At 41.5% G+C, this 22109-nt stretch carries 23 protein-coding genes; 19 read left to right on the top strand and 4 right to left on the bottom strand.

Translation table 11 applies throughout. The features are described from left to right. The first annotated feature begins 3 nt into the window (after nt 1-3). The 11 genes from recO to MHB83_RS16400 all read left to right on the top strand — a co-directional run bounded on the left by recO (nt 4) and on the right by MHB83_RS16400 (nt 12243). Entirely contained in the window at nt 4-774 is a 771-nt protein-coding gene (gene recO / locus MHB83_RS16450; RefSeq protein WP_251190305.1) for a DNA repair protein RecO, read from the top strand. Nucleotides 775-1103: 329 nt separating this feature from the next. Beyond that, a complete protein-coding gene (gene glyQ, locus MHB83_RS16445) occupies nt 1104-1991 on the top strand; it encodes a glycine--tRNA ligase subunit alpha (RefSeq protein ID WP_003217487.1) in 888 nt (295 codons plus the stop codon). Then, nucleotides 1984-4029, top strand: a complete 2046-nt coding sequence (gene glyS, locus MHB83_RS16440) for a glycine--tRNA ligase subunit beta (protein ID WP_212045898.1) — start codon at nt 1984-1986, stop codon at nt 4027-4029. Before glyQ ends, glyS begins: the two co-directional genes overlap by 8 nt. A gap of 166 nt (nt 4030-4195) precedes the next feature. After that, nucleotides 4196-4834 carry a helix-turn-helix transcriptional regulator gene (locus MHB83_RS16435; protein ID WP_034620854.1) on the top strand — a complete coding sequence of 213 codons (639 nt, stop codon included), beginning with the start codon at nt 4196-4198 and terminating at the stop codon, nt 4832-4834. A gap of 25 nt (nt 4835-4859) precedes the next feature. Next, nucleotides 4860-5681, top strand: a complete 822-nt coding sequence (locus MHB83_RS16430) for a pyruvate, water dikinase regulatory protein (RefSeq protein WP_008342399.1) — start codon at nt 4860-4862, stop codon at nt 5679-5681. A gap of 261 nt (nt 5682-5942) precedes the next feature. Beyond that, complete coding sequence (locus tag MHB83_RS16425) at nt 5943-6443, top strand: YaiI/YqxD family protein (RefSeq protein ID WP_003217513.1); 501 nt, start codon at nt 5943-5945, stop codon at nt 6441-6443. Nucleotides 6444-6476: 33 nt separating this feature from the next. Continuing rightward, nucleotides 6477-8306 (top strand): DNA primase, encoded by a 1830-nt coding sequence (gene dnaG / locus MHB83_RS16420; protein ID WP_050943746.1) that lies wholly within the window; start codon nt 6477-6479, stop codon nt 8304-8306. Between the two features lie 201 nt (nt 8307-8507). Beyond that, the gene (gene rpoD, locus MHB83_RS16415; protein WP_008342392.1) at nt 8508-9629 is read left to right on the top strand and encodes an RNA polymerase sigma factor RpoD; all 1122 of its coding nucleotides are present in this window, start codon (nt 8508-8510) and stop codon (nt 9627-9629) included. A gap of 303 nt (nt 9630-9932) precedes the next feature. Next, on the top strand, nt 9933-10292 hold the full coding sequence (cccA, locus tag MHB83_RS16410) for a cytochrome c550 (RefSeq protein ID WP_034319511.1): 360 nt from the start codon (nt 9933-9935) through the stop codon (nt 10290-10292). A gap of 120 nt (nt 10293-10412) precedes the next feature. Continuing rightward, the gene (locus MHB83_RS16405) at nt 10413-11129 is read left to right on the top strand and encodes a tRNA (adenine(22)-N(1))-methyltransferase TrmK (protein WP_106029136.1); all 717 of its coding nucleotides are present in this window, start codon (nt 10413-10415) and stop codon (nt 11127-11129) included. Beyond that, on the top strand, nt 11122-12243 hold the full coding sequence (locus tag MHB83_RS16400) for a Nif3-like dinuclear metal center hexameric protein (protein WP_003217458.1): 1122 nt from the start codon (nt 11122-11124) through the stop codon (nt 12241-12243). Before MHB83_RS16405 ends, MHB83_RS16400 begins: the two co-directional genes overlap by 8 nt. 34 nt (nt 12244-12277) lie before the next feature. Here the strand turns inward: MHB83_RS16400 and MHB83_RS16395 are convergent, their stop codons facing one another. Beyond that, entirely contained in the window at nt 12278-13222 is a 945-nt protein-coding gene (locus tag MHB83_RS16395) for a 4-hydroxy-3-methylbut-2-enyl diphosphate reductase (protein WP_003217509.1), read from the bottom strand. A 158-nt stretch (nt 13223-13380) separates the two neighbouring features. Next, nucleotides 13381-14079 carry a VrrA/YqfQ family protein gene (gene vrrA, locus MHB83_RS16390; protein WP_342496479.1) on the bottom strand — a complete coding sequence of 233 codons (699 nt, stop codon included), beginning with the start codon at nt 14077-14079 and terminating at the stop codon, nt 13381-13383. A 155-nt stretch (nt 14080-14234) separates the two neighbouring features. Between vrrA and MHB83_RS16385 the strand changes: the two genes are divergently transcribed. Together MHB83_RS16385 and MHB83_RS16380 are read left to right on the top strand one after the other, a co-directional pair. After that, nucleotides 14235-15554, top strand: coding sequence for a DEAD/DEAH box helicase (locus MHB83_RS16385; RefSeq protein ID WP_003217519.1), 1320 nt, complete (start codon nt 14235-14237; stop codon nt 15552-15554). Between the two features lie 9 nt (nt 15555-15563). After that, a complete protein-coding gene (locus MHB83_RS16380) occupies nt 15564-16457 on the top strand; it encodes a deoxyribonuclease IV (protein ID WP_342496478.1) in 894 nt (297 codons plus the stop codon). A gap of 48 nt (nt 16458-16505) precedes the next feature. On the opposite strand, the gene MHB83_RS16375 is transcribed toward MHB83_RS16380, so the two are convergent. Further along, complete coding sequence (locus MHB83_RS16375) at nt 16506-16760, bottom strand: DUF2624 domain-containing protein (RefSeq protein ID WP_003217420.1); 255 nt, start codon at nt 16758-16760, stop codon at nt 16506-16508. Nucleotides 16761-16900: 140 nt separating this feature from the next. On the opposite strand from MHB83_RS16375, the gene MHB83_RS16370 reads away from it, so the two are divergent. The 5 genes from MHB83_RS16370 to MHB83_RS16350 all read left to right on the top strand — a co-directional run bounded on the left by MHB83_RS16370 (nt 16901) and on the right by MHB83_RS16350 (nt 21009). Next, nucleotides 16901-17782: a YitT family protein gene (locus MHB83_RS16370; RefSeq protein WP_003217308.1), complete on the top strand. Its 882-nt coding sequence runs from the start codon at nt 16901-16903 to the stop codon at nt 17780-17782. 135 nt (nt 17783-17917) lie between these two features. After that, nucleotides 17918-18694, top strand: a complete 777-nt coding sequence (locus MHB83_RS16365) for a metal ABC transporter ATP-binding protein (RefSeq protein WP_050943751.1) — start codon at nt 17918-17920, stop codon at nt 18692-18694. Beyond that, entirely contained in the window at nt 18694-19554 is an 861-nt protein-coding gene (locus MHB83_RS16360) for a metal ABC transporter permease (protein WP_003217436.1), read from the top strand. The genes MHB83_RS16365 and MHB83_RS16360 overlap by 1 nt, the downstream gene beginning before the upstream one ends. Next, a complete protein-coding gene (locus MHB83_RS16355; protein WP_003217433.1) occupies nt 19532-19960 on the top strand; it encodes a Fur family transcriptional regulator in 429 nt (142 codons plus the stop codon). Before MHB83_RS16360 ends, MHB83_RS16355 begins: the two co-directional genes overlap by 23 nt. 131 nt (nt 19961-20091) lie before the next feature. Further along, nucleotides 20092-21009, top strand: coding sequence for an ROK family protein (locus MHB83_RS16350; RefSeq protein ID WP_050943752.1), 918 nt, complete (start codon nt 20092-20094; stop codon nt 21007-21009). Nucleotides 21010-21027: 18 nt separating this feature from the next. On the opposite strand, the gene MHB83_RS16345 is transcribed toward MHB83_RS16350, so the two are convergent. After that, entirely contained in the window at nt 21028-21606 is a 579-nt protein-coding gene (locus MHB83_RS16345) for a nucleotidase (protein ID WP_050943753.1), read from the bottom strand. A gap of 139 nt (nt 21607-21745) precedes the next feature. Here MHB83_RS16345 and MHB83_RS16340 point away from each other — a divergent pair, with 139 nt between their 5' ends. After that, nucleotides 21746-22108: a DUF308 domain-containing protein gene (locus tag MHB83_RS16340; RefSeq protein WP_003217474.1), complete on the top strand. Its 363-nt coding sequence runs from the start codon at nt 21746-21748 to the stop codon at nt 22106-22108. Nucleotide 22109: the final 1 nt, after the last annotated feature.

Below are 22109 nucleotides of genomic sequence, written 5' to 3'. Positions count from 1 at the left end.
CAAATGCTCATTAAAAGTGAAGGAATCGTCCTTAGAACAACAGATTATGGCGAAACAAACAAAATTGTCACGCTGCTCACTAGAGAACATGGGAAAATTGGTGTGATGGCAAGAGGCGCAAAAAAATCAAACAGCCGCCTGTCAGCCATAAGCCAGCCGTTTTTATACGGAACCTTCCTGATCCAATCATCAACAGGACTTGGAACGCTCCAGCAAGGCGAAATGATTGAAAGTATGCGAACCATTCGGGAAGATTTATTTTTGACCGCATATGCCGCATATATGACAGAGTTACTCGATAAAGGCACAGAAGAAAAAAAGCCAAACCCTTATTTGTTTGAGCTCCTGCTTCAATCTTTGCGTCATCTGAATGAAGGCACAGATGCTGATGTTATCTTATTTATCGTAGAGGTCAAAATGTTATCAGTGATGGGAATGAAGCCCGAACTGGATCAATGTGTCCACTGTGGTCAAAAAGAAGGGCAGTTTCATTTCTCGATTAGAGACAACGGCTTTATTTGCCAAAATTGCTTTTCTAAAGATCCGTATAAAATGCCCTTATCTCCAGCAGCTGCAAGGCTGCTCCGTTTATTTCATTATTTTGATTTATCAAGGCTCGGTCAGGTTGATGTGAAACCGCAGACGAAACAAGAAATTCGTCAAGTGCTCGATCACTACTATGAAGAGTATTCAGGCCTTTATTTGAAATCAAAAAAATTCATGAATCAGATGGAATCCATGAAAAAGCTCATGGGCGGGGAAAACAAAAGTTGACATCTTCCATGACTTTTTGTAAGATCATCTAAGATAAAATATGTTGCATTGACAGAAAGAAGTACTTGCGCAGAATCCATAAAAGCGACCTTAGGGCGGTGTGAGCTAAGGATGGAGGCGTAACGAAAGGCATTCTTGAGCAACGTAAAACAAAGCGGCTGGTTGCTACGATACCAGCAAATAGGGTGGAACCGCGGGAAAAACTCTCGTCCCTATGTTTGCAAGGAGCCTTGCGAGCATAGAGACGGGAGTTTTTGTGTTCTTTTGCGAGGTTCTAGACCCACCCGCCATACAAAGCGGCTGGTGTAGAAAAGATGGAGGTGCGATCATTGAATATTCAAGACATGATTTTGACGTTGCAAAAGCATTGGTCAAATGAAGGCTGCGTATTAATGCAGGCGTATGACACAGAAAAAGGTGCCGGAACGATGAGTCCATACACGTTCCTGCGAAGCATTGGTCCAGAGCCATGGAAGGTAGCGTATGTAGAGCCTTCAAGACGCCCTGCTGATGGTAGATATGGAGAAAACCCAAATAGATTGTATCAGCATCATCAATTCCAAGTAATCATTAAGCCGTCACCTGACAATATTCAAGAATTGTATCTTGAATCTTTGAAAGCGCTTGGTATTGACCCGCTGAAACATGATATTCGTTTTGTAGAAGACAACTGGGAAAACCCATCTCTTGGCTGTGCAGGGCTTGGTTGGGAAGTATGGCTTGATGGGATGGAAATCACCCAATTCACGTATTTCCAGCAAGTCGGCGGCTTAGAATGTAAGCCCGTTTCCGTTGAAATCACATACGGTATTGAACGTCTTGCTTCCTACATCCAAGACAAAGAAAATGTCTTCGATCTTGAATGGACTGACGGATTTACGGTGAGAGATTTATTCTTAATGGCTGAATATGAGCATTCTGTTTATACATTTGAAACATCTAATACTGACATGCTGTTTGATTTATTTACAACCTATGAGAAAGAAGCGCATAGCCAAATGGACAAAGGGCTTGTTCACCCGGCATACGATTATGTGCTCAAATGCTCTCATACGTTTAACCTGCTCGATGCAAAGGGCGCAATTTCTGTTACTGAGCGAACTGGATATATCGGAAGAGTGCGCCAGTTAGCAAGAAAAGTAGCCAAAACATATTATGAAGAACGAGAAAAATTGGGATTCCCTATGCTAAAAGAGGAGGCGGCTTCTCATGAATAAACAAGATGTATTACTCGAAATCGGCTTAGAAGAGATGCCGGCTCGTTTCATGCCAGAAAGCACAAAGCAGCTAGGCGAGAAAGTAAAAGTGTGGTTTGAAGAGCAAAACATTTCATTTGAAGATGTTGCTCTATTTAACTCACCAAGACGTCTTGCTGTACTTGTGAAAGGTGTCGCAGAAAAACAAGAAGACATCAAAGAAGAAGCAAAAGGTCCGGCTAAAAAGATCGCACAAGATGCGGAAGGCAATTGGACAAAAGCAGCGGAAGGCTTTGCCCGCGGACAAGGTGCTTCAACAGATGATCTCTATTTTAAAGAGATCAAAGGAGTAGATTATGTCCATGTCCAGAAGTTTCAAGAAGGAAAGCAAGTCAAAGACCTTCTGCCAGCATTAGGTGAGATCGCCGCTTCATTAAGTTTTCCAAAGAACATGAGATGGGGAAGCAAAGATTTACGCTACATCCGTCCGATTAAATGGATTGTTTGTTTATTTGGAGAGGAGATTGTACCTGCTCACATTGCTGGGGTGAAAAGCGGTCGCGAGACAAGAGGACACCGTTTCCTTGGTAAGGCAGCCACCATCGACTCGCCTGCTTCTTATGAGCAAACATTGCGCGATCAATTTGTCATTGCAGATTCAGATAAAAGAAAACAATCCATTACCGAGCAGCTAAATGCTCTATCTTCAGAAAAAGGCTGGGTGATACCTGTTGATCCTGAGCTTCTAGAAGAGGTCAACAATCTTGTAGAATACCCAACGGTACTATCTGGTTCCTTTGAAAAAGAATTCCTTGCATTGCCGGAAGAAGTATTGGTAACGACAATGAAAGAGCATCAGCGCTATTTCCCTGTGAAAAATGAGCAAGGTGAATTATTGCCTCACTTTATTACGGTGAGAAATGGAAACAGTGAGGCGCTTGAAAATGTCGCAAGAGGGAACGAAAAAGTACTTCGTGCCCGTTTATCAGATGCTGCCTTCTTCTATAAAGAAGACGAAAAACTAGTCATTGAAGACAATATTAAAAAGCTTGATAAGGTTGTATTCCATGAGAAACTTGGCACAATTGGCGACAAGCTCAAGAGAGTGACAGACATTGCGACGCGTCTAGCAGCGCATGTCGGTGCAAATGACGAAACGACAGAGCGTGTGGCAAGAGCCGCAAGTATTTCGAAATTTGATCTTGTGACTCAAATGGTCTATGAATTCCCAGAATTACAAGGAATCATGGGCGAGAAATATGCAAAAGCACTTGGTGAACATGAAGAAGTGGCAAAGAGCATCAATGAGCACTATATGCCGCGCTTTGCCGGTGATGAGGCGCCTTCCACTTTAATTGGTGCGATTGTGGCAGTAGCCGATAAGCTGGATTCTATTTGTTCCTTCTTCTCAATTGATGTCATTCCAACGGGCTCTCAAGATCCTTATGGACTAAGAAGACAAGCGAGCGGTATCGTTCAAATTCTGCTTGATCGTCATTGGAACATTTCATTCAAAGAGCTTTTGGCACTTGCTCAAGTAGAAGCAGCACATGAAACGGCTCTCATTGAATTTTTAACACACCGTTTAAAATATGTCCTCCAAGCAGAGCATATCCGTCATGATGTTGTCGATGCAGTACTGGATGTTGAAAATATTGAACCTTATGCAGTCGTGAAAAAAGCAGCTGTTCTTGAAGAGAGCGTGAAACAAGAAAGCTTCAAAGAAACAGCAGAAGCATTAGGACGCGTCATTTCAATCAGTAAAAAAGGGGAAGACGCAGAGATTCAGCCTGAGCTGTTTGAAAATGAGCATGAGCAAAAGCTATATGAGGCGTATCAGCAAGTAGAGACAGCTGTCAAGGAACATGTAGCAGCAGGGCAATACAGTGCAGCACTTGAGGCGCTTGATACGTTAAAAACACCGATTGTTCATTATTTCGATCACACAATGGTTCATGCAGATGATGAAAAGCTGAAGCGAAATCGTTTGGCACAAATGGTTAAACTAGCAAAAGTCATTCAATCATTTGCGAATATGAACAATTTAATAGTAAAATAAATACCTAAGAACGGTTGCCTTTTTTGAAGGGCAATCGTTTTTTACTCATTTAATTCACGGTTTTTGAGTGGATTTTTGTTTCATTCGGACAAAGATGCGCTATAATATGATGAGTTATGAAAATGATATACATAAAGTAAAGATTCGCTCTCTCTATTTAAAGGTGGTGAGTACAATCGAGTTAAATAAACGGCAAGAGCAGATTTTACAGATTGTCAAAGAGAATGGTCCGATCACTGGAGAGCATATCGCCGATCGGCTGAACTTAACTAGGGCGACCCTCAGACCGGATTTAGCCATATTAACGATGTCAGGCTTTTTAGAAGCAAGACCAAGGGTCGGCTACTTTTTCACAGGAAAAACAGGTACGCAGCTTCTAGCAGATAAGTTGAAAAAACTTCAAGTGAAAGATTTTCAATCCATTCCAGTGGTGATACATGAGAATGTTTCAGTTTATGATGCGATTTGTACGATGTTTTTAGAAGATGTGGGCACATTATTCGTTGTGGACGATCACTCTATTTTAACAGGCGTGTTGTCAAGGAAAGACCTCCTTCGCGCAAGTATTGGAAAACAGGAGCTTCCATCTATTCCTGTCCATATTATTATGACAAGAATGCCGAACATTACCGTTTGCCGCAAGGAAGATTTCATTATGGGTGTGGCGAAGCACTTGATTGAAAAGCAGATAGACGCACTTCCTGTTATAAAAGATACGGATAAAGGCTTTGAAGTGGTCGGCAGAATTACGAAAACAAACATGACGAAAATACTTGTTAACTTATCGGAGAATGAAATAATCTAATTACAGAAGACTGCGAGGGGATGTTATGAGTAATCGCGTAATTTTTGTGGTATCAGATTCAGTAGGAGAAACGGCAGAGCTCGTAGTCAAAGCGGCACTTAGCCAATTTGATGGCGGCTCATCAGACCATTCAAATATCAGAAGAATCCCGTATGTAGAGGATGTCGGTACGATTAAAGAAGTCATTTCACTGGCGAAAGCAGATAACGGAATCGTCTGCTTTACTCTTGTTGTGCCAGAAATGCGCCAATTCTTAATTGAAGAGGCAGAAGCAAACGGAGTCGTTTATTATGACATCATCGGACCACTGATCGATAAAATGGAGACTGCTTATGGAAATGAAGCGAAACATGAGCCGGGGCGTGTACGTCAATTAGATGAGGACTATTTTAAAAAGGTTGAAGCCATTGAGTTCGCAGTGAAGTATGATGACGGCAGAGACCCAAGAGGCATTCTAAAGGCTGATATTGTGCTCATCGGTGTATCACGCACATCTAAGACACCACTATCTCAATACTTGGCGCATAAACGGCTGAAGGTAGCAAACGTTCCAATTGTTCCTGAAGTAGATCCGCCAGAGGAGTTATTTTCAGTTGATCCAAAGAAATGCATCGGTCTGAAAATCAGTCCAGACAAACTAAATCATATTCGTAAAGAGCGTTTGAAATCTCTAGGTTTAAATGATCGCGCGATTTATGCGAACATTGAACGGATTAAAGAAGAGCTAGAGTATTTTGAAAAAGTGGTGGACCGCATTAACTGTCAAGTTGTTGATGTATCGAATAAAGCAGTTGAAGAAACGGCAAATGTCATTCATCAAATGCTGACCAAAAGAGGTTCCGAATAAACTCAGGATGCTCCTCCTGGGTTTTTCCTATGGTGGGAAACGGGTAAACAAAAACAATGGCATATTTGCTGCATTTGTATTATAATAAAAAATTGTGATAAAATGATTGATTTTAGGTTTAAGTTAAGTCAAGAACGAATAAACTAATATTGGCAGAAGTCAAGTGATTCTGAACATAACTTTTCGACAAAATGAGTTTTACTGTTGTTTGCTATATGGGGGAAAAGTATGGTCTTTTTGCTTCTCTAAAGCAGGAATAAGGTGGAGGGATGGAGAATTAGTCACCTGAATGAACATAAACAAGAGAGGACGATTTATGTCGATGCAGATGCTTGTCCTGTAAAAGACGAAATCCTTTCTGTCGCATCTCAATTTCAAGTACCTGTGACGTTCATTGCTTCATATGAGCATTTTCAAACCAAAAGATCTCCACTTGAAGATTGGCGGTTTGTAGATACACATAAGGAAGCAGCGGATTTAGTCATTGCGAACTCAGCTTCAGCGCATGATATTGTCGTCACCCAAGACATTGGTCTTGCCTCCTTACTGCTTCCAAGACAGGTCATTGTACTGTCTGAAAGAGGACGGATGTACACAAACGAAACAATTGATTTTGATTTGGAACGCAGACATGTTTCCAGTAAACAGCGAAGAAAAGGTGTATATGGAAAAGGTCCCAAAAAGCTTTTAGAAGAGGATAAAAAGCGATTTATTACGCAACTACAAAAAATCCTGTCGAATCATGAAGGATTTTTGAATTAAAAGGCGAATAATGTACGACGGAGTGTTATTAGGATGAGCAAACGTATACCAGATGAACTTTTGGAGCAAATCCAAAAAAACGCAGACATTGTCGAAGTGATTGGAGAATACGTACAGCTTAGAAAGCAAGGTCGAAATTATTTCGGTCTTTGTCCATTCCATGGTGAAAATACTCCTTCATTCTCTGTTTCAGCAGATAAGCAAATCTTCCATTGTTTTGGCTGTGGTGCAGGAGGTAATGTATTTTCGTTCCTCAGACAAATGGAAGGCTACTCATTTATTGAAGCCGTTTCACATGTTGCTGATAAGTACCATATTGATTTGCCTGATCATGTAGCAAATGCTCAGATCAGCTCCTCACAGCAAGAGGACACTGCAGATCATAAAATGATTGAAGCGCATGAGCTTCTTAAGAAATTTTACCACCATTTGCTGGTAAATACAAAGGAAGGTCAAAATGCACTCGATTATTTACGGGCGAGAGGCTTTACAGATGAAACAATTGCCAAGTTTGAGATCGGATATGCTCTTGACTCTTGGGATTTCGTGACCAAGTTTTTAGAAAAGCGAGGGTTTGATCCTGCGATGATGGAGAAGGCCGGTCTTTTGATTCAACGTGAAAACGGAACAGGCTTTTTTGACCGCTTTAGGGATCGTGTGATGTTTCCCATTCATGATCATCACGGGACAGTCATCGCTTTTTCCGGAAGATCGCTTGGTGATCAGCAGCCTAAGTATATGAATAGTCCTGAAACGCCACTTTTTCATAAAAGTAAGCTGCTTTATCACTTTCATGACGCGCGTATGCATATTCGAAAACGCGAACGGGCGGTTCTTTTCGAAGGATTTGCTGACGTCATTTCAGCTGTCACATCAGGTGTCGGCGAAAGTGTTGCAACAATGGGTACGTCTCTAACAGAAGAGCACGTAAAACTTCTCAGACGGAACGTAGAAGAGATCATTCTTTGCTATGACTCTGACACGGCCGGTTATGAAGCCACCATGAAAGCATCAGATTTGCTTGGAAAAAGAGGATGTAAAGTTCGCGTTGCCATGATACCAGATGGACTTGATCCAGATGATTACATTCGTAAATATGGTGGCGAGAAATTTAGGAATGACATCATAGATGCAAGTGTGACATTAATGACTTTTAAGATGAACTTTTTCCGTAGGGGAAAGAATTTATCTGATGAAGGAGACCGGCTTACTTATATGAAGCAGGTACTCCGAGAAATTAGCCGATTAAACGGTTCCTTGGAACAAGAGATTTACATGAAACAGCTTGCTGGAGAGTTCTCGATCTCACTTGATTCATTAAAGGAACAACTGGAGCTGTTTGAAAAACAGCAGCGTCAAGAAGCCAAAAGCACGCAGGAAGAAAGCGGGCTTGAAAAACGGCGTGCACATCTGTCAACACAGGTACGAAGAAAGCGCCTGCGGCCAGCATATGAAAATGCAGAGCGAATGCTGCTTGCTCATATGTTGAAAAGCGATGACGTGATCCGAAAAGTACTTGACAGAGTAGGGATTGAATTTAATATAGATTCTCACAGGGCGCTGGCCACGTACATTTATGCTTTGTATGAAGAAGGCAAAGAACCAACGCCGCAGCACCTAATGAACCGTATAGAAGATGATATCATCAATCAACTTCTGACGGATATATTCATGATTCAAGTTGGAGACGAACTAAGTGAAGCTGAATTAAGTGATTATGTAAAAAAAGTGTTGAATCATCGGAATTTGTCAATGATAAAGGAAAAAGAACTAGAACGTGCAGAAGCGGAGAGGCAAAAAGATTTCTTCAAAGCGGCAACACTTGCAAAAGAAATTGTTCAGTTGAACCGTTCGCTGAAGTAATACGTCTAATATTTATGACAAGACTTACGGCTGGCAATGAATCCTTTACGGGAGGAGCATAAGACCGCAAGCATCTTGCCTTCATCATTTTTTATTTTATTCCTATTTGCTCATCTGTTTGATAAAGAGAGAAAAGCAGAGCGGAAGCAAATCGCAAGTTACTTTAGAATTCGTTGCAAGCTTTGGAAGGAGGGATCCATAATGGCTGATAAACAAGCCCACGAAACCGAAACTGAATTAACCTTTGAACAGGTGAGAGATAAGCTCACTGAAACGGGTAAAAAACGGGGCGTTTTAACATACGAAGAAATTGCAGAGCGTATGTCTAGCTTTGAAATTGAATCAGACCAAATGGATGAATACTATGAATATTTAGGCGAACAGGGTGTAGAGCTCATTAGTGAAAACGAAGAGACAGAAGACCCAAATGTTCAGCAGCTGGCTAAAGCAGAAGAAGAATTTGACCTAAATGATTTAAGCGTACCACCAGGTGTCAAAATTAATGATCCTGTTCGTATGTACTTAAAAGAAATCGGACGCGTCAATTTGTTATCTGCTAAAGAAGAAATTACGTATGCTCAAAAGATCGAAGAAGGCGATGAGGAATCAAAAAGAAGATTAGCGGAAGCAAACCTTCGTCTCGTTGTCAGCATCGCGAAACGCTACGTCGGACGTGGTATGCTGTTCCTTGACTTGATTCAAGAAGGAAACATGGGTCTTATGAAGGCAGTTGAGAAATTTGATTACCGCAAAGGATACAAATTCTCAACATATGCGACTTGGTGGATTAGACAGGCGATCACGCGTGCGATTGCCGATCAGGCAAGAACAATCAGGATCCCGGTTCATATGGTCGAAACCATTAATAAATTGATCCGTGTTCAAAGACAGCTTCTGCAAGACCTAGGCAGAGAACCAACGCCAGAGGAAATTGCTGAAGACATGGATTTAACGCCAGAAAAGGTTAGAGAAATTCTTAAAATTGCACAAGAGCCAGTATCTTTAGAAACACCTATTGGTGAAGAAGATGACTCGCACCTTGGTGATTTTATTGAAGACCAAGAGGCGACATCTCCATCTGACCATGCTGCATACGAATTGTTAAAAGAGCAGCTTGAAGATGTACTAGACACGCTAACGGACCGTGAAGAAAATGTACTGAGACTACGTTTCGGACTAGATGACGGAAGAACACGTACGTTAGAAGAGGTTGGAAAGGTGTTCGGCGTCACAAGAGAGCGTATCCGCCAAATTGAAGCGAAAGCTCTGCGTAAATTAAGACACCCAAGCAGAAGTAAACGATTAAAAGACTTCTTAGAGTAGAAACTGGACGGATCTTGAAAGAGATCCGTTCTTTCTTCATCAAAAATGAAAACGCTTTTTTCAATCTGATTATATTTTACTGAATAAATAATAAATTTGCAACGTTCTTAGAGAAAAGATGTATAAAAAATACATCAAAATGTGCTGAAGGCTTCATTTCTCATCTTTGCATCATTTTTGTCTAATCTGTGAACTTGACCAAAGTTTTGTATCATAATTCGTTTACTTTTTGTAAAATTAAAGTAGAATTAGAATTGTTTGTATAGTCTTAAAGGGGTTTTCACAAAGGGGAGGATGAAAGAAATGAAACGGAATCCACTTATACCATTTTTATTGATTGCCATTTTAGGTATTGGACTCACTTTTTTCTTATCAATGAAGGGGCTGAAAGATGAAGAAAAAATCGCCTCTGGAGGCGAGGAGCAAAAGCAAGAAGAAACAGCGAATGCGACGCCGGAAGAATTGTATAAGCAAAACTGTCTGAGTTGTCACGGGGAAAACTATGAAGGCGGTGCTGGTCCTGCATTAAAAGGTGTTGGAGACAAGCTTGAAGTAGCAGACATCAAGAAGAAAATTCAAGAAGGCGGCAACGGGATGCCAGGCGGGCTAATCCCGAATGAAAAGCTCGATGAAATGTCAGAATGGGTATCCAAAATTAAATAATGTTACGCAAAAAGCTCTTTTTGATCAGAAGAGCTTTTTTCATTTGAAAACGACTTTTAAAAAGTCCATAATTTATATAAGATAGACAAGTATGAACATTAAAGAAAAGTAGTGATACGTATGAATGAAATGAATTTATCAAAACGATTAAAAAGAGTCGCAGACTTTTTACCACATGAGGCTGTCTTTGCTGATATCGGCTCAGATCATGCCTATTTGCCGTGCTATGCAATCCTGCATCAAAAAGCAGTAAAAGCGGTTGCTGGTGAAATTACAGAAGGACCGCTTCAATCGGCGAAGCAGCAAGTACATAGACTTGAATTAGATGACCAGATCTCGGTCAGAAAAGGTAATGGTCTTGAAGTCATTGAAAAGGGCGAAGTGAATGCTGTAACGATTGCAGGTATGGGCGGAGCACTCATCGCAAGCATTTTACATGACGGCAAGCATAAGCTCACAGGCCATGAAAGGCTTATTCTTCAGCCGAATATCCATGCTCACCACATTCGTTTATGGCTCTATCAAGAGGGGTATGAATTGATGGGTGAAGTCATTTTAGAAGAGGATGGCAAAATATACGAAATCATCATCGCCGAAAAAGGCGACAAAGATAAAGCCTATGAAGGGATGTCAATTGAAACAGGCATGCTAGTTGGTCCGTTTCTTGCGAAAGAGCAAAATGACGTCTTCCGGCGCAAGTGGATGCAAGAGCTCCAGCATATGGAGAAGATAGAAAGTCAAATTCAGCAGGCAGCGCGAACAGAAGAGAACAAGGAGCGTCTTGAAGAGCTGCATGTAAAAATAAAGATTCTAAAGGAGGTTTTGACTGTTGGCTAAAACAGTAAACGGACATGAAATCATCCAATTATTTGAACAATTTTCACCAAAGGCATATGCCATGGAAGGTGACAAAATCGGTCTCCAGATTGGGACGTTAAATAAAAAGGTAAACAATGTCATGATCACCTTAGATGTACTAGAGAATGTGGTAGATGAGGCGATCGAAAAAAATGTGGATCTCATGATTGCTCACCATCCGCCGATCTTCCGTCCGTTAAAACATGTAGCGACAGATCAGCCAGCTGGACGAATCATTGAGAAATGCATCAAACATGATATTGCAGTATATGTGGCACATACGAATTTAGATGTGGCTGATGGAGGAGTCAATGACTTGCTTGCGGAGGCTTTAGAGCTTGAAGAAACAAGTGTGTTAGTCCCGACATATGAAGATCAAATCAAACAGCTTGCCCTCTATGTCCCGCAGGAATTTGAAGAAGCCATCCGGACAGCTTTAGGAAATGCGGGCGCCGGCCATATTGGCAACTACAGCCATTGTGCGTTTTCAAATGAAGGGACAGGCAGCTTTTTGCCATCAGAAGATGCGGACCCGTTCATTGGTGAGACCGGTCAATTGGAATTTGTTAAAGAAGTACGGATTGAAACCATTTTCCCGGCAAGTATTGAAAAACAAGTCATTCGTGAAATGATCAAAGCACATCCTTATGAAGAAGTCGCTTATAGTGTACACACGACAGACCTTCCTCCTATTCAAAAAGGGCTTGGCCGTATAGGGGAGCTAAGAGAGCCTATGACCCTTGGAGACTTCGCGCGATTTGTGAAGACAAAGCTGGATGTAAATGGTGCTCGCTTTGTAGGTGATCAGGACGCTGTTGTGAAAAAAGTAGCTGTGCTTGGCGGAGACGGAAATAAATACATTCATCAAGCAAAAAGAATGGGTGCTGATGTGTATGTGACAGGGGACCTTTATTTCCATGTCGCCCATGATGCCATGATGCTCGGGCTGAACGTAGTGGACCCAGGGCATTATGCAGAAAAGATGATGAAAGAGGGCGTAAAGGCGAAGCTTCAATCGCTATGTTCAGAGAAAAAGTATGATGTACAGCTCTTTGTTTCTGAATCAAACACAAATCCATTTCAATTTATGTAAACAAAAAAACGTCAGAGCATAGAAGCTCTGACGTTTATTTCTTTGTTTTCACGCGCGGTAGTATTTTCGAAAGAGGAACCGATCGTTCAATCTTCCAAGTTGATTCATCATCCGGCTCGTAGTTTTCTAAGAAACGGATCACTTCTTTTGTAATAGGCGTTGGTGTAGAAGCGCCAGCAGTAATGGCAACGGTATTTACGCCTTGCAGCCACTCCAGCTTGAGCTCACTTAGGTCACCAATACGGTAAGCCTGCGTTCCGGCAATCTCCATTGACACTTGTGCCAGACGGTTGGAGTTATTACTTTTTGGATCGCCGACAACAATGGTAAGATCGGCTTGGCCAGCTTGCTGAGATACAGCTTCCTGACGTACTTGTGTCGCAAGACAAATTTCTTGATGGTACTCGACGTGAGGATATTTCTCTTTTATGAGCTCCATCAGATCGTGGACATCCCACTGAGACATCGTTGTCTGATTGGTGATAAGCAATTTATCTGATGTTAAATCGAGCGCCTCAATGTCCGCTTCTGATTCGACAAGATGCACCTTGTCAGGGGCTACTCCGACAGCTCCCTCTGGCTCAGGATGACCTTTTTTTCCGATATAAATAATGTCATACCCATCGGCTGTTTTCTCTGAAATGAGTTCATGTGTTTTCGTTACATCGGGACAGGTTGCATCAATGGCGACAAGACCTTTTTCTTCTGCAATTTGACGAACCTCAGGTGAAACGCCGTGAGCAGTGAAAATAACTGTTCCGCTTTCAACCTGCTTTAAAATGTCCAAGCGGTTTGGGCCGTCCAGTGTGTAGATCCCATCTTCTTCGAAGGCATCTGTCACGTGTTTGTTGTGCACAATCATACCTAATATATAAATTGGGCGTGGCAAGTTTTTATCAAGTGCGGCATTTTTAGCAATGACCATTGCATCTACAACGCCATAGCAATAGCCACGCGGCGAAATTTTAATTACATTCATTTATTCGTCCTCCTGTAGGGAAGTGCTGCTAGAGAAGAACAATATAAAAAGCCGTGGAAAAACGGCTTTTTATCATTCTCTAGCTTCCATTATAGCCAAAGTAAGCGTATATATCAAAGATTGTTATACGCAGGGGACACTTCGCCGTTAAAAGATCACTAGACATATAGTTTTGGAACAGAGCTGCCAGGTCTTTTTTTCGGTTTTGCTTCAGGAGCAGGTGATGTGTGAGGATCTGCTTTTTTGACGAGGATGTCCTCTGGTTCTTCGTTTTCTTCTATTTCATCATCTCCTGATGCAACCTCTTTTTGCACTTCTGTTTCCTCGCCGATTTCTTTAGGTTCTTCATCTGTACTTGTTTCATCATCATCTGCACTGCCAAGCTGGCTGTACAGCTTAATCATCGCAGGCAAATTTCTGACTAAAGGACCGTATTGCTGAATCATTGGCGTAAATTGCTGCGCCATTCCGAGCACCTTTTGAACATTTCCCAACATGCTTGAGAGGGTTGCAGGATTTGCGAAGCTCTGGATTCCTTGTAATCCCGCACCACCTCCAGAAACCCCTGCTCCCCCTGCGCCAGGAAGAAATTTAGAGAGCAAGCCTTTCATTCCTGCTCCGCCGCCTAGTGCACGGCTTTCGCCTCCTGGAATTCCGCCCATTCCGCGTACACCGCCTCCCTGTACAGACGGGGAGCGAGGCATCATTTGCTGAAATTGATTGCCTTGCCCTTGAAAAGTCTGTTCGATAGGAGCCTGCTGCCTCCTTTGAAAAATTCCGGGCTGTCCGCCATTTCCAAGATGCCGGCGTGAGGGACGGTGCGGCTGAAAATCGCCCATAGGCCTTTGCCCTAACATACTTGTACCTCCCTTACTGCATTCTCTTTCTAATCATAGGTTATGCAAGGAAGCATCAATTGGTTTCCTGTAAGAAAAGCGGACATGGTTTTTTTGCTGAAAATCAGCTATAATGAGGAGATGAGCAAAAAGGCATTGCCTTAAGGAGTGAAAACATGAACGAAACAAAATTTACGACATATGAATTAAAGTCTTTTATAATAGATGCTATTCATGAACTGGGCTTTTATGAGCCAACTGATATTCAAAAAAGAATTATCCCTGCTGTGTTAAAAGGAGAAAGCGTGATTGGTCAATCACAAACAGGAACAGGGAAAACCCACGCGTACTTATTGCCGCTTATTCATTCAATTGATCCAAGCAAAGAGCACGTACAAGTCGTGATTACTGCACCTACAAGAGAATTAGCCAATCAAATTTTCAAAGAAGCCCAAACGATCTTAAAGAAGGCCTCTCCAGAAGAAGAAATTAAAGCAAAGCTTTACATTGGCGGAACGGACAAGCAGAAATCCATTCAAAAGCTAAAAAACCAGCCGCATTTGGTTGTCGGCACACCTGGACGTATTGCGGACCTCATTCATGAGCAGGCGCTGAACGTTTACAAAGCGACATCTCTTGTCATTGATGAAGCGGATTTAATGCTGGATATGGGCTTTTTAGAAGATGTGGACCGTATTGGTTCACAAATGCCAGAGCAGCTGCAAATGCTTGTGTTCTCAGCTACGATTCCAGAAAAACTAAAGCCATTCCTGAAAAAATATATGGACAATCCAAAATATGCCCATGTTGAACCAAAACGGATTACAGCTGAAAACATCCAGCATATTTTAGTCCCATCTAAACAGCGCGACAAGCTAAAATTGCTCCATGAAATGGTGACGAATGTACAGCCTTATTTAGGCATCATTTTTGCCAATACAAAAACAACCGTTGATGAAATCGCATCATTCCTACAAGAAAAAGGAATGAAAGTTGGAGTGCTTCATGGCGGATTAACGCCGCGCGAACGTAAAAAAGTGATGAAACAAATTGATGATTTAGAGTTCACTTATATTGTGGCATCTGACCTTGCAGCCCGCGGAATTGATATTAAAGGTGTCAGCCATGTGATCAACTATGAGCTTCCATCTGATCTTGATTTTTATGTTCACCGTGTTGGTCGAACGGCTCGAGCTGGTTCATCTGGAATTGCGATGACTATTTATGAGCTTGCTGATGAGGATGCACTCATTCAAATTGAGAAAATGGGCGTTGTGTTTGAAAACAAAACCATTGTTCATGGCGAATGGCGAGATGCAGATGACCGCTTGAAGCGTCAAAGACGTAAAAAAGCACCTAATGAAATTGAAGAAAAAGCAAAGCGTCTTGTGAGAAAACCGAAAGCCGTCAAACCTGGATATAAAAAGAAAATGACACGTGAGATGGACAAAATCAAAAGACAGGAACGTAGAAAGTCAAAGCGTAATGGAAAGTAGGGGGAAACATTGTTGAAGATTGGTTCACATGTATCCATGAGCGGAAAACATATGCTTCTTGCAGCGAGTCAAGAAGCTGCCTCTTATGGTTCGAATACGTTTATGATTTATACTGGTGCACCGCAAAATACGCGCCGTAAAAAAATTGAAGATCTCAATATTGAAGCTGGACAAGCGCATATGAAAGAGCATGGTATGACAGATATCGTCGTGCATGCACCATATATTATTAATATTGGGAACACCGTCAATCCAGCGACCTTTGAGCTTGGTGTGGACTTCCTTCGCTCTGAGATTGAACGTACAGAAGCGCTAGGTGCGAGGCAGATTGTTCTCCACCCAGGTGCACATGTCGGAGCAGGACCAGAAGCAGGAATCCAAAAAATCATTGAAGGTTTAAACGAAGTCATCGTAAAAGGGCAAAAGGTTCAAATTGCACTTGAAACAATGGCTGGCAAAGGATCAGAGTGCGGAAGAAGCTTTGAAGATCTTGCCCAAATTATCGACGGAGTGACACATAACGAAGCACTTTCTGTCTGCTTTGATACGTGTCACACACACGATGCTGGTTATCCGATTGTGACTGACTTTGATGGGGTGTTAGAAGAATTTGATCGAATCGTCGGTATTGACCGAATCAAGGTTCTTCATATTAATGACAGTAAAAACGTACAAGGCGCAAGAAAAGACCGACATGAAAATATCGGCTTTGGTGAAATTGGCTTCGATGCACTGAACAATATTGTGCATCATCCGCAGCTTCAAGATGTACCAAAAATCTTAGAAACGCCTTATGTAGGTGAAGATAAAAAGAACAAAAAGCCACCTTACAAATTCGAAATTGCAATGCTAAAAGAAAAGCAATTTGACGAAGGCTTACTAGATAAAATTAAGAATCAGTAAAAAAGCATACAACATCATGAGGTGCCGCTAAATGCGGCCCTTTTTTGTTTAACTTGTAAACTGATTAAACAGATCATTGACAGTCTGAGCTGTCTGTTTAGATGTAATCGCTTCTACTTGCTTAAGAAGCCGGCTCCGCTCTGCATCATTAAAAATATTGATGTTCTTCCCATTCATGAGTTTGGCCACCTCAGCAGCTTGGTTTGACGTTAAACTGACACCATACTGCTTCGCATACCTTAACAGATCATTTGCTGTGATCTGATTGAGCCGTTGCAGGACAATTTTTTGAATTAAAATCAATTCCATTCCTCCCCTCTGTAACAATGTATGGGCGAAAACGGAAAATGTGCAAAAAATTTTATTTTACCCTGTGAAATGATAAAATAGTAAAGTGAATAAAATGTTCATTGAAAATTTAAGTTGTGTAGAGGGGAGAACGTATGGCAAATAGTAAACAGCATAGAAAGGAATCAGTGCCTCATTTTATATTTAGAATTTTCCTGATTCTAGTAGGAGCTACATGCGCAGCAGTCAGCATTGAATTATTTTTAGTGCCAAACAATATTATCGATGGAGGCATCATCGGCATTTCGCTTATTTTGGATTATCTCTTTACAGATAACCCGTTCATCAATTTTGCGACGATTGTTGTCATTTTGAATATTCCATTTATGATATCAGGATACAAACATATTGGGAAAACCTTTCTGGTTTCCACAGTAATTGGGATTGTCAGCTTAGCCGTGATTGAATCTTCACTCCATCATGTAGAGGCATTTACAAATCAGCCAATCTTAGCCACTGTATTTGGCGGGCTATTACTTGGTTTTGGTGTGGGTCTTGTCATTCGAAATGGAGGCTCAATGGATGGAACAGAGATCTTAGGCATTCTGCTAACGAAAAAAATTCCATTCTCCGTCGGTGAGTTTGTCATGATCGTCAATGTGTTCATTTTTATTTGGGCAGGCTTTGTCTTCGGACCAGAGCAGGCTATGTATTCTGTTATGACATATTATTTGGCAATGAAAACAATTGATGCTGTCATTCAAGGGCTTGATGAAACAAAAGCTGTCATTATCGTGTCAGATTATTATGATGAAATTTCAGATGCGATTCTTCATCGACTTGGCAGGGGAACGACAAAGCTGAGAGGGAAAGGCGGTTATACAGATGAAGAAAAAGATGTCATCTACGCCGTTGTCACAAGACTTGAAATCACAAAGCTAAAATCCATTGTATTTGAAATTGATAGTCAAGCATTTATTACGATTATGGATACGCATGAAACAAAAGGCGGTAAGTTCAAAACAGCCATTCATTAGCTTTTATTTTACTTTTTAATCTTTCTTTTATATAATGAAATGTATGTATGGACAGAGAAAATGGCAAAAGCCATTTTCTTTTTGTTGTATAAATCGTAATCATTCTTTTTATATTGATTAAAGGTGGAAAGATTCATGGCAAAGCCAATTATTGAAATGAAGGACATTTCGTACTCGTATGGACAGCGAAATGTCATAGATCACATTCATTTAACAGTCGAGGAAGGAAATTTTCTAGCACTTGTTGGACCGAATGGATCTGGTAAAACAACCTTATTAAAGTGCCTGCTTGGGCTCATTAAACCACAGCAAGGTGAATTAAAGCTATTTGGCACGCCTGCTTCAAAATTTAGAGACTGGGATCAAATTGGATTTGTTTCTCAAAAGGCGAATAGTTTTAATACAGGTTTCCCTGCTTCTGTTTACGAAGTCGTCGCAAGTGGATTGACGGCGAAAATAGGTTTATTCAAACGAATGAGCAAGCAGGACAAATGGCAAGTTGAGGAAGCCATTCGTTCAGTTGGGATACAAGATTTAAAGCACCAAAACATCGGGGAACTTTCAGGCGGTCAGCAGCAGCGTGCCTTTATTGCACGTGCGCTCGTCAGTCAGCCGAAGCTGCTCATTTTAGATGAACCGACGGTTGGGGTAGACCAGCGGACAGTAGAAGGCTTTTATCAGCTGCTCGAAACATTAAACAAAGAAAAAGGAATGTCTTTAATTCTCGTCACACACGACGTGGGCACCGTTTCTGATAAAGTCACCCATGTGGCTTGTTTAAATCAGACACTTCATTTCCACGGAGATGCAGCAACGTTTGATTCAATGGATGATCAGGCGTTATCTCAATTTTACGGACATGACATTCAAGTGATTCATCACGATCATCACCATCATGGGGGACATGAATAATGCTATTTCCATTTTTTCATTATGAATTTTTACAAAATGCGTTTATCGCAGGAATGCTGATCGGTTTTATTGCGCCCTTGCTTGGTGTATTTATCGTCGTGAGAAGGCTCTCGCTGATTGCAGATGCCCTCAGTCACGTATCACTTGCCGGTATTGCAGCTAGTTTATTTCTTGATAAAAAGTTTGGCCTCTTGACAGGGGTAAGCCCGCTGTACTTAGGGATGGCGTTTTCTGTTGCCGGTTCGTTATTTATTGAACGCCTGCGCTCTGTGTATAAGCATTATCAGGAGCTGGCGATACCTATTATTTTATCAGGCGGTATCGGGATTTCCGTCATCTTCATTTCACTAGCGAATGGCTTTAATACAGATTTGTTTAGTTATTTGTTCGGAAGTGTCAGTGCGGTGTCGAGATTAGATCTTTGGATTGTTGTTGGGATCTCACTCGTTGTGGTGTTAGTTGTCGTGCTTTTATATAAAGAATTATTTTTACTTTCTTTTGATGAAGAGCATGCAAAGGCTTCTGGTATTTCAGCGAAATGGATTCATTTTATTTTTATTTTAGTTGTTGCACTTGTCATTGCGGCATCGATGCGTATCGTAGGTACACTACTTGTCTCTGCGCTCATGACACTTCCTGTTGCGGCAAGTATCCGCATTGCCAAAGGGTTCAAACAGGCGATTTTCCTTTCGATCTTGTTCGGTGAATTGTCTGTATTGGCGGGATTGATCTTAAGCTATTATCTAGATTTAGCGCCAGGCGGAACCATTGTGATGCTGTCCATTTTGATTTTAATCGGATGTATTTTTATTGGAAAATTCAAAAGGGGGAATCATCATGAACGTACAAGAAGCGCTTGATTTATTAAAGGAAAAAGGCTACAAGTATACAAGCAAACGTGAAGACATGCTTCAACTGTTTTCTGATTCTGATAAATATTTGACTGCTAAAAATGTGCTGACGGCACTAAGTGAAGACTACCCGGGTCTTAGCTTTGATACGATTTACCGAAACCTGTCGCTATATGAAGACTTAGGTATATTAGAAACAACGGAATTGTCAGGTGAGAAGCTTTTTCGTTTTAAATGTTCCTTTTCTCATCACCATCATCATTTTATTTGTCTGACATGCGGTAAAACAAAGGAGATCGATGCCTGCCCTATGGACAAGTTAGACGCCGATCTAGAGGATTATCACATTAGCGGACATAAATTCGAAATATACGGAACGTGTCCTTCCTGCGAACCGAAGGAAGTTCACTCATAAAACAGCCAGCCGCAGAGCTGGCTTTTTCTCTTGTCTTTTTGAAAACGTTTTACAAAGGGCGGCTGTTTCATTAAAATGAGAACAAGGTACTGAAGAAATTTGTGTCTTTTGGAGTAAAGGGAGGGTCAAAAATGGCGTATTATGTCGTGTTTGATGTAGGCGGGACGAGAACAAAACATGGATTAATGGATCGGGATGGGGGGCTGGTCACGAGCGGTGACTATGAAACGAATTGCCGTCAGCTTGAACCGTTTTTAGAAGCGATGGCGGATGTGGTCAAACAATATCAGAGAACGTCAGATGTCAGCGGAATCGCCATTAGTCTTCCGGGCTTTGTGGACAGTGAAACAGGTTATACAGAATTTGCAGGAGCCATCATTGCCTTAAATGGTCAAAATGTAAAAACTCTTTTAGAAGAGAAAACCTCTCTTCGTGTTGAAGTCGAAAATGATGCGAACTGTGCAGCTCTTGCAGAAAAATACAGTGGCCATGCGAAAGAGTGTGACAGTTTTATTTGTATGACGCTTGGCACAGGTGTTGGCGGTGGTATTTTCGCTGGCGGTCAGCTTGTACGCGGGGCTTCCTTCCGCGGCGGTGAATTTGGCATGATGCTGACAGAGACAGACAATGGACAATTTACAACACTCAACAGCAGTGCTTCAACAGCTGGTTTAATTCGCAGCTATAAAGAAAAGCAAGGAATTCCGCAAAGCACGCAAATAGACGGTCAAGACATTTTTGAAAAGGCAAAGCATGATCCGTCCATTGAAAAGCTAGTGGATCAGTGGTACAAGCGAATCGCCATTGGTATTTACAATGTAGCAACTGTCCTTAATCCTGAGAAAATCCTCATTGGTGGCGGTGTAAGTGCAAGACCAGATTTGCTATCAAATATTGAGAAACATTTACATACTCTGCCTGCGTGGAAGAACATTCAAGTGAAGGTGGAAACGTGCTATTACTTGAATCAGGCAGGCATGAAGGGAGCGCTGTACCATTTCCTCATGACAGAAGGGAAGCTTGCTCCATCAAAAAAGCCGATACATTAGAGTATCGGCTTTTCTGTATTAATAAGCAGTTTCCAAACGCTGCTCGTATTGTTTAATCCATTGAGATGCTTCCTGCCAGTTGTTGACGCGTATAATCCTGTCGTCAATGGGCATTTGATTATATGGGGAGTTAAAAAGAATAACCGGGATGTCAGCCTCTTTTGCAATCATTGTGGCATTTCCATGATGATCCTCGAAAAACACATCAATTTTGTGCTTTTGAACAGCTTCGAGCTTATGATGACCGCCAACCAGCTCAATGTCATCATAGTGCACGTGATGTTTGTGAAACCACTCGTAGGTGATATCCGCATGATGCTGCCTTCTCGCTGTAATATAGATCAGCCTGTGTTGATGTTTCATTTGATCAAGCATCTCTTTTGCGTCCTTAGCAGGCTTTGCCTGTTTATATATAAGAGGCTCATGCTGATTCATCCAGCCCCAAAACTCTTCTTGAGAAATATTTAAAAGCTTCGTCAAATCATATTCTGTCATATCATCTAGTGTCATGGCACATTGGAACGACTCATTTAAATAGGGAACAAAGGTGTCCTGCGCCGTCACTGTGCCATCTATATCAATTCCTAAACGTAACATGCCCACACTCCTCATTTTTATACTCTTAAAGTGTAACATAATCAATTCACAATTCCAGCAAGTTTTAGCAAACATGAAACAGACATTTTTGCTCATACTAAAAAAGCTCCTTTCTATTAACCAAAAGGGGGAATTGATCATGGAAAGAGACGAAGATTTCAGAAGAAATGATCGTGAAATCGACACACACTTTAGTAATGATGATGGCTATCTAGAGGAAACAGCTGCTGAAATTGCAGAGCCATATCAGGCTTCAAGAGATCGAGTAGACAGACGAGAACGTGACCAAGTAGGTGACGATTCAGGCAGTAAGGGGATAGGCTATACAGCACTCGCGATTGCGATTATCTCGTTATTTGTCTTGCCGGTGCTATTAGGAGTAGCGGCAATCGTCGTTGGTTATATTGCAAGAAGAAAAGGAGCACATGCGCTTGGCGCATGGTCAATCGGGATCGGAATTGTTTCCGTCATCCTTGGCATATTTATCACCCCGTTCTTTTAAC

Source organism: Bacillus sp. FSL K6-3149 (genome assembly GCF_038630515.1).
GTDB classification, from domain to species: domain Bacteria; phylum Bacillota; class Bacilli; order Bacillales; family Bacillaceae; genus Bacillus; species Bacillus pumilus.
The sequence above is the reverse complement of the archived record's forward strand: the minus strand, read 5'-3'. Positions and strand labels throughout refer to the sequence as shown.

Excerpts from the sequence above, each read along its gene's own strand:
- recO (WP_251190305.1), top strand. The coding sequence starts at position 4 with ATGCTCATTAAAAGTGAAGGAATCGTCCTTAGAACAACAGATTATGGC.
- MHB83_RS16430 (WP_008342399.1), top strand. The coding sequence starts at position 4,860 with ATGAGTAATCGCGTAATTTTTGTGGTATCAGATTCAGTAGGAGAAACG.
- MHB83_RS16365 (WP_050943751.1), top strand. The coding sequence starts at position 17,918 with ATGGCAAAGCCAATTATTGAAATGAAGGACATTTCGTACTCGTATGGA.
- MHB83_RS16340 (WP_003217474.1), top strand. The coding sequence starts at position 21,746 with ATGGAAAGAGACGAAGATTTCAGAAGAAATGATCGTGAAATCGACACA.
- MHB83_RS16360 (WP_003217436.1), top strand. The coding sequence starts at position 18,694 with ATGCTATTTCCATTTTTTCATTATGAATTTTTACAAAATGCGTTTATC.
- cccA (WP_034319511.1), top strand. The coding sequence starts at position 9,933 with ATGAAACGGAATCCACTTATACCATTTTTATTGATTGCCATTTTAGGT.
- dnaG (WP_050943746.1), top strand. The coding sequence starts at position 6,477 with ATGAGCAAACGTATACCAGATGAACTTTTGGAGCAAATCCAAAAAAAC.
- MHB83_RS16405 (WP_106029136.1), top strand. The coding sequence starts at position 10,413 with ATGAATGAAATGAATTTATCAAAACGATTAAAAAGAGTCGCAGACTTT.
- MHB83_RS16395 (WP_003217509.1), bottom strand. The coding sequence starts at position 13,222 with ATGAATGTAATTAAAATTTCGCCGCGTGGCTATTGCTATGGCGTTGTA.
- MHB83_RS16345 (WP_050943753.1), bottom strand. The coding sequence starts at position 21,606 with ATGTTACGTTTAGGAATTGATATAGATGGCACAGTGACGGCGCAGGAC.
- glyS (WP_212045898.1), top strand. The coding sequence starts at position 1,984 with ATGAATAAACAAGATGTATTACTCGAAATCGGCTTAGAAGAGATGCCG.
- MHB83_RS16350 (WP_050943752.1), top strand. The coding sequence starts at position 20,092 with ATGGCGTATTATGTCGTGTTTGATGTAGGCGGGACGAGAACAAAACAT.
- MHB83_RS16385 (WP_003217519.1), top strand. The coding sequence starts at position 14,235 with ATGAACGAAACAAAATTTACGACATATGAATTAAAGTCTTTTATAATA.
- vrrA (WP_342496479.1), bottom strand. The coding sequence starts at position 14,079 with ATGTTAGGGCAAAGGCCTATGGGCGATTTTCAGCCGCACCGTCCCTCA.
- MHB83_RS16355 (WP_003217433.1), top strand. The coding sequence starts at position 19,532 with ATGAACGTACAAGAAGCGCTTGATTTATTAAAGGAAAAAGGCTACAAG.
- MHB83_RS16370 (WP_003217308.1), top strand. The coding sequence starts at position 16,901 with ATGGCAAATAGTAAACAGCATAGAAAGGAATCAGTGCCTCATTTTATA.
- rpoD (WP_008342392.1), top strand. The coding sequence starts at position 8,508 with ATGGCTGATAAACAAGCCCACGAAACCGAAACTGAATTAACCTTTGAA.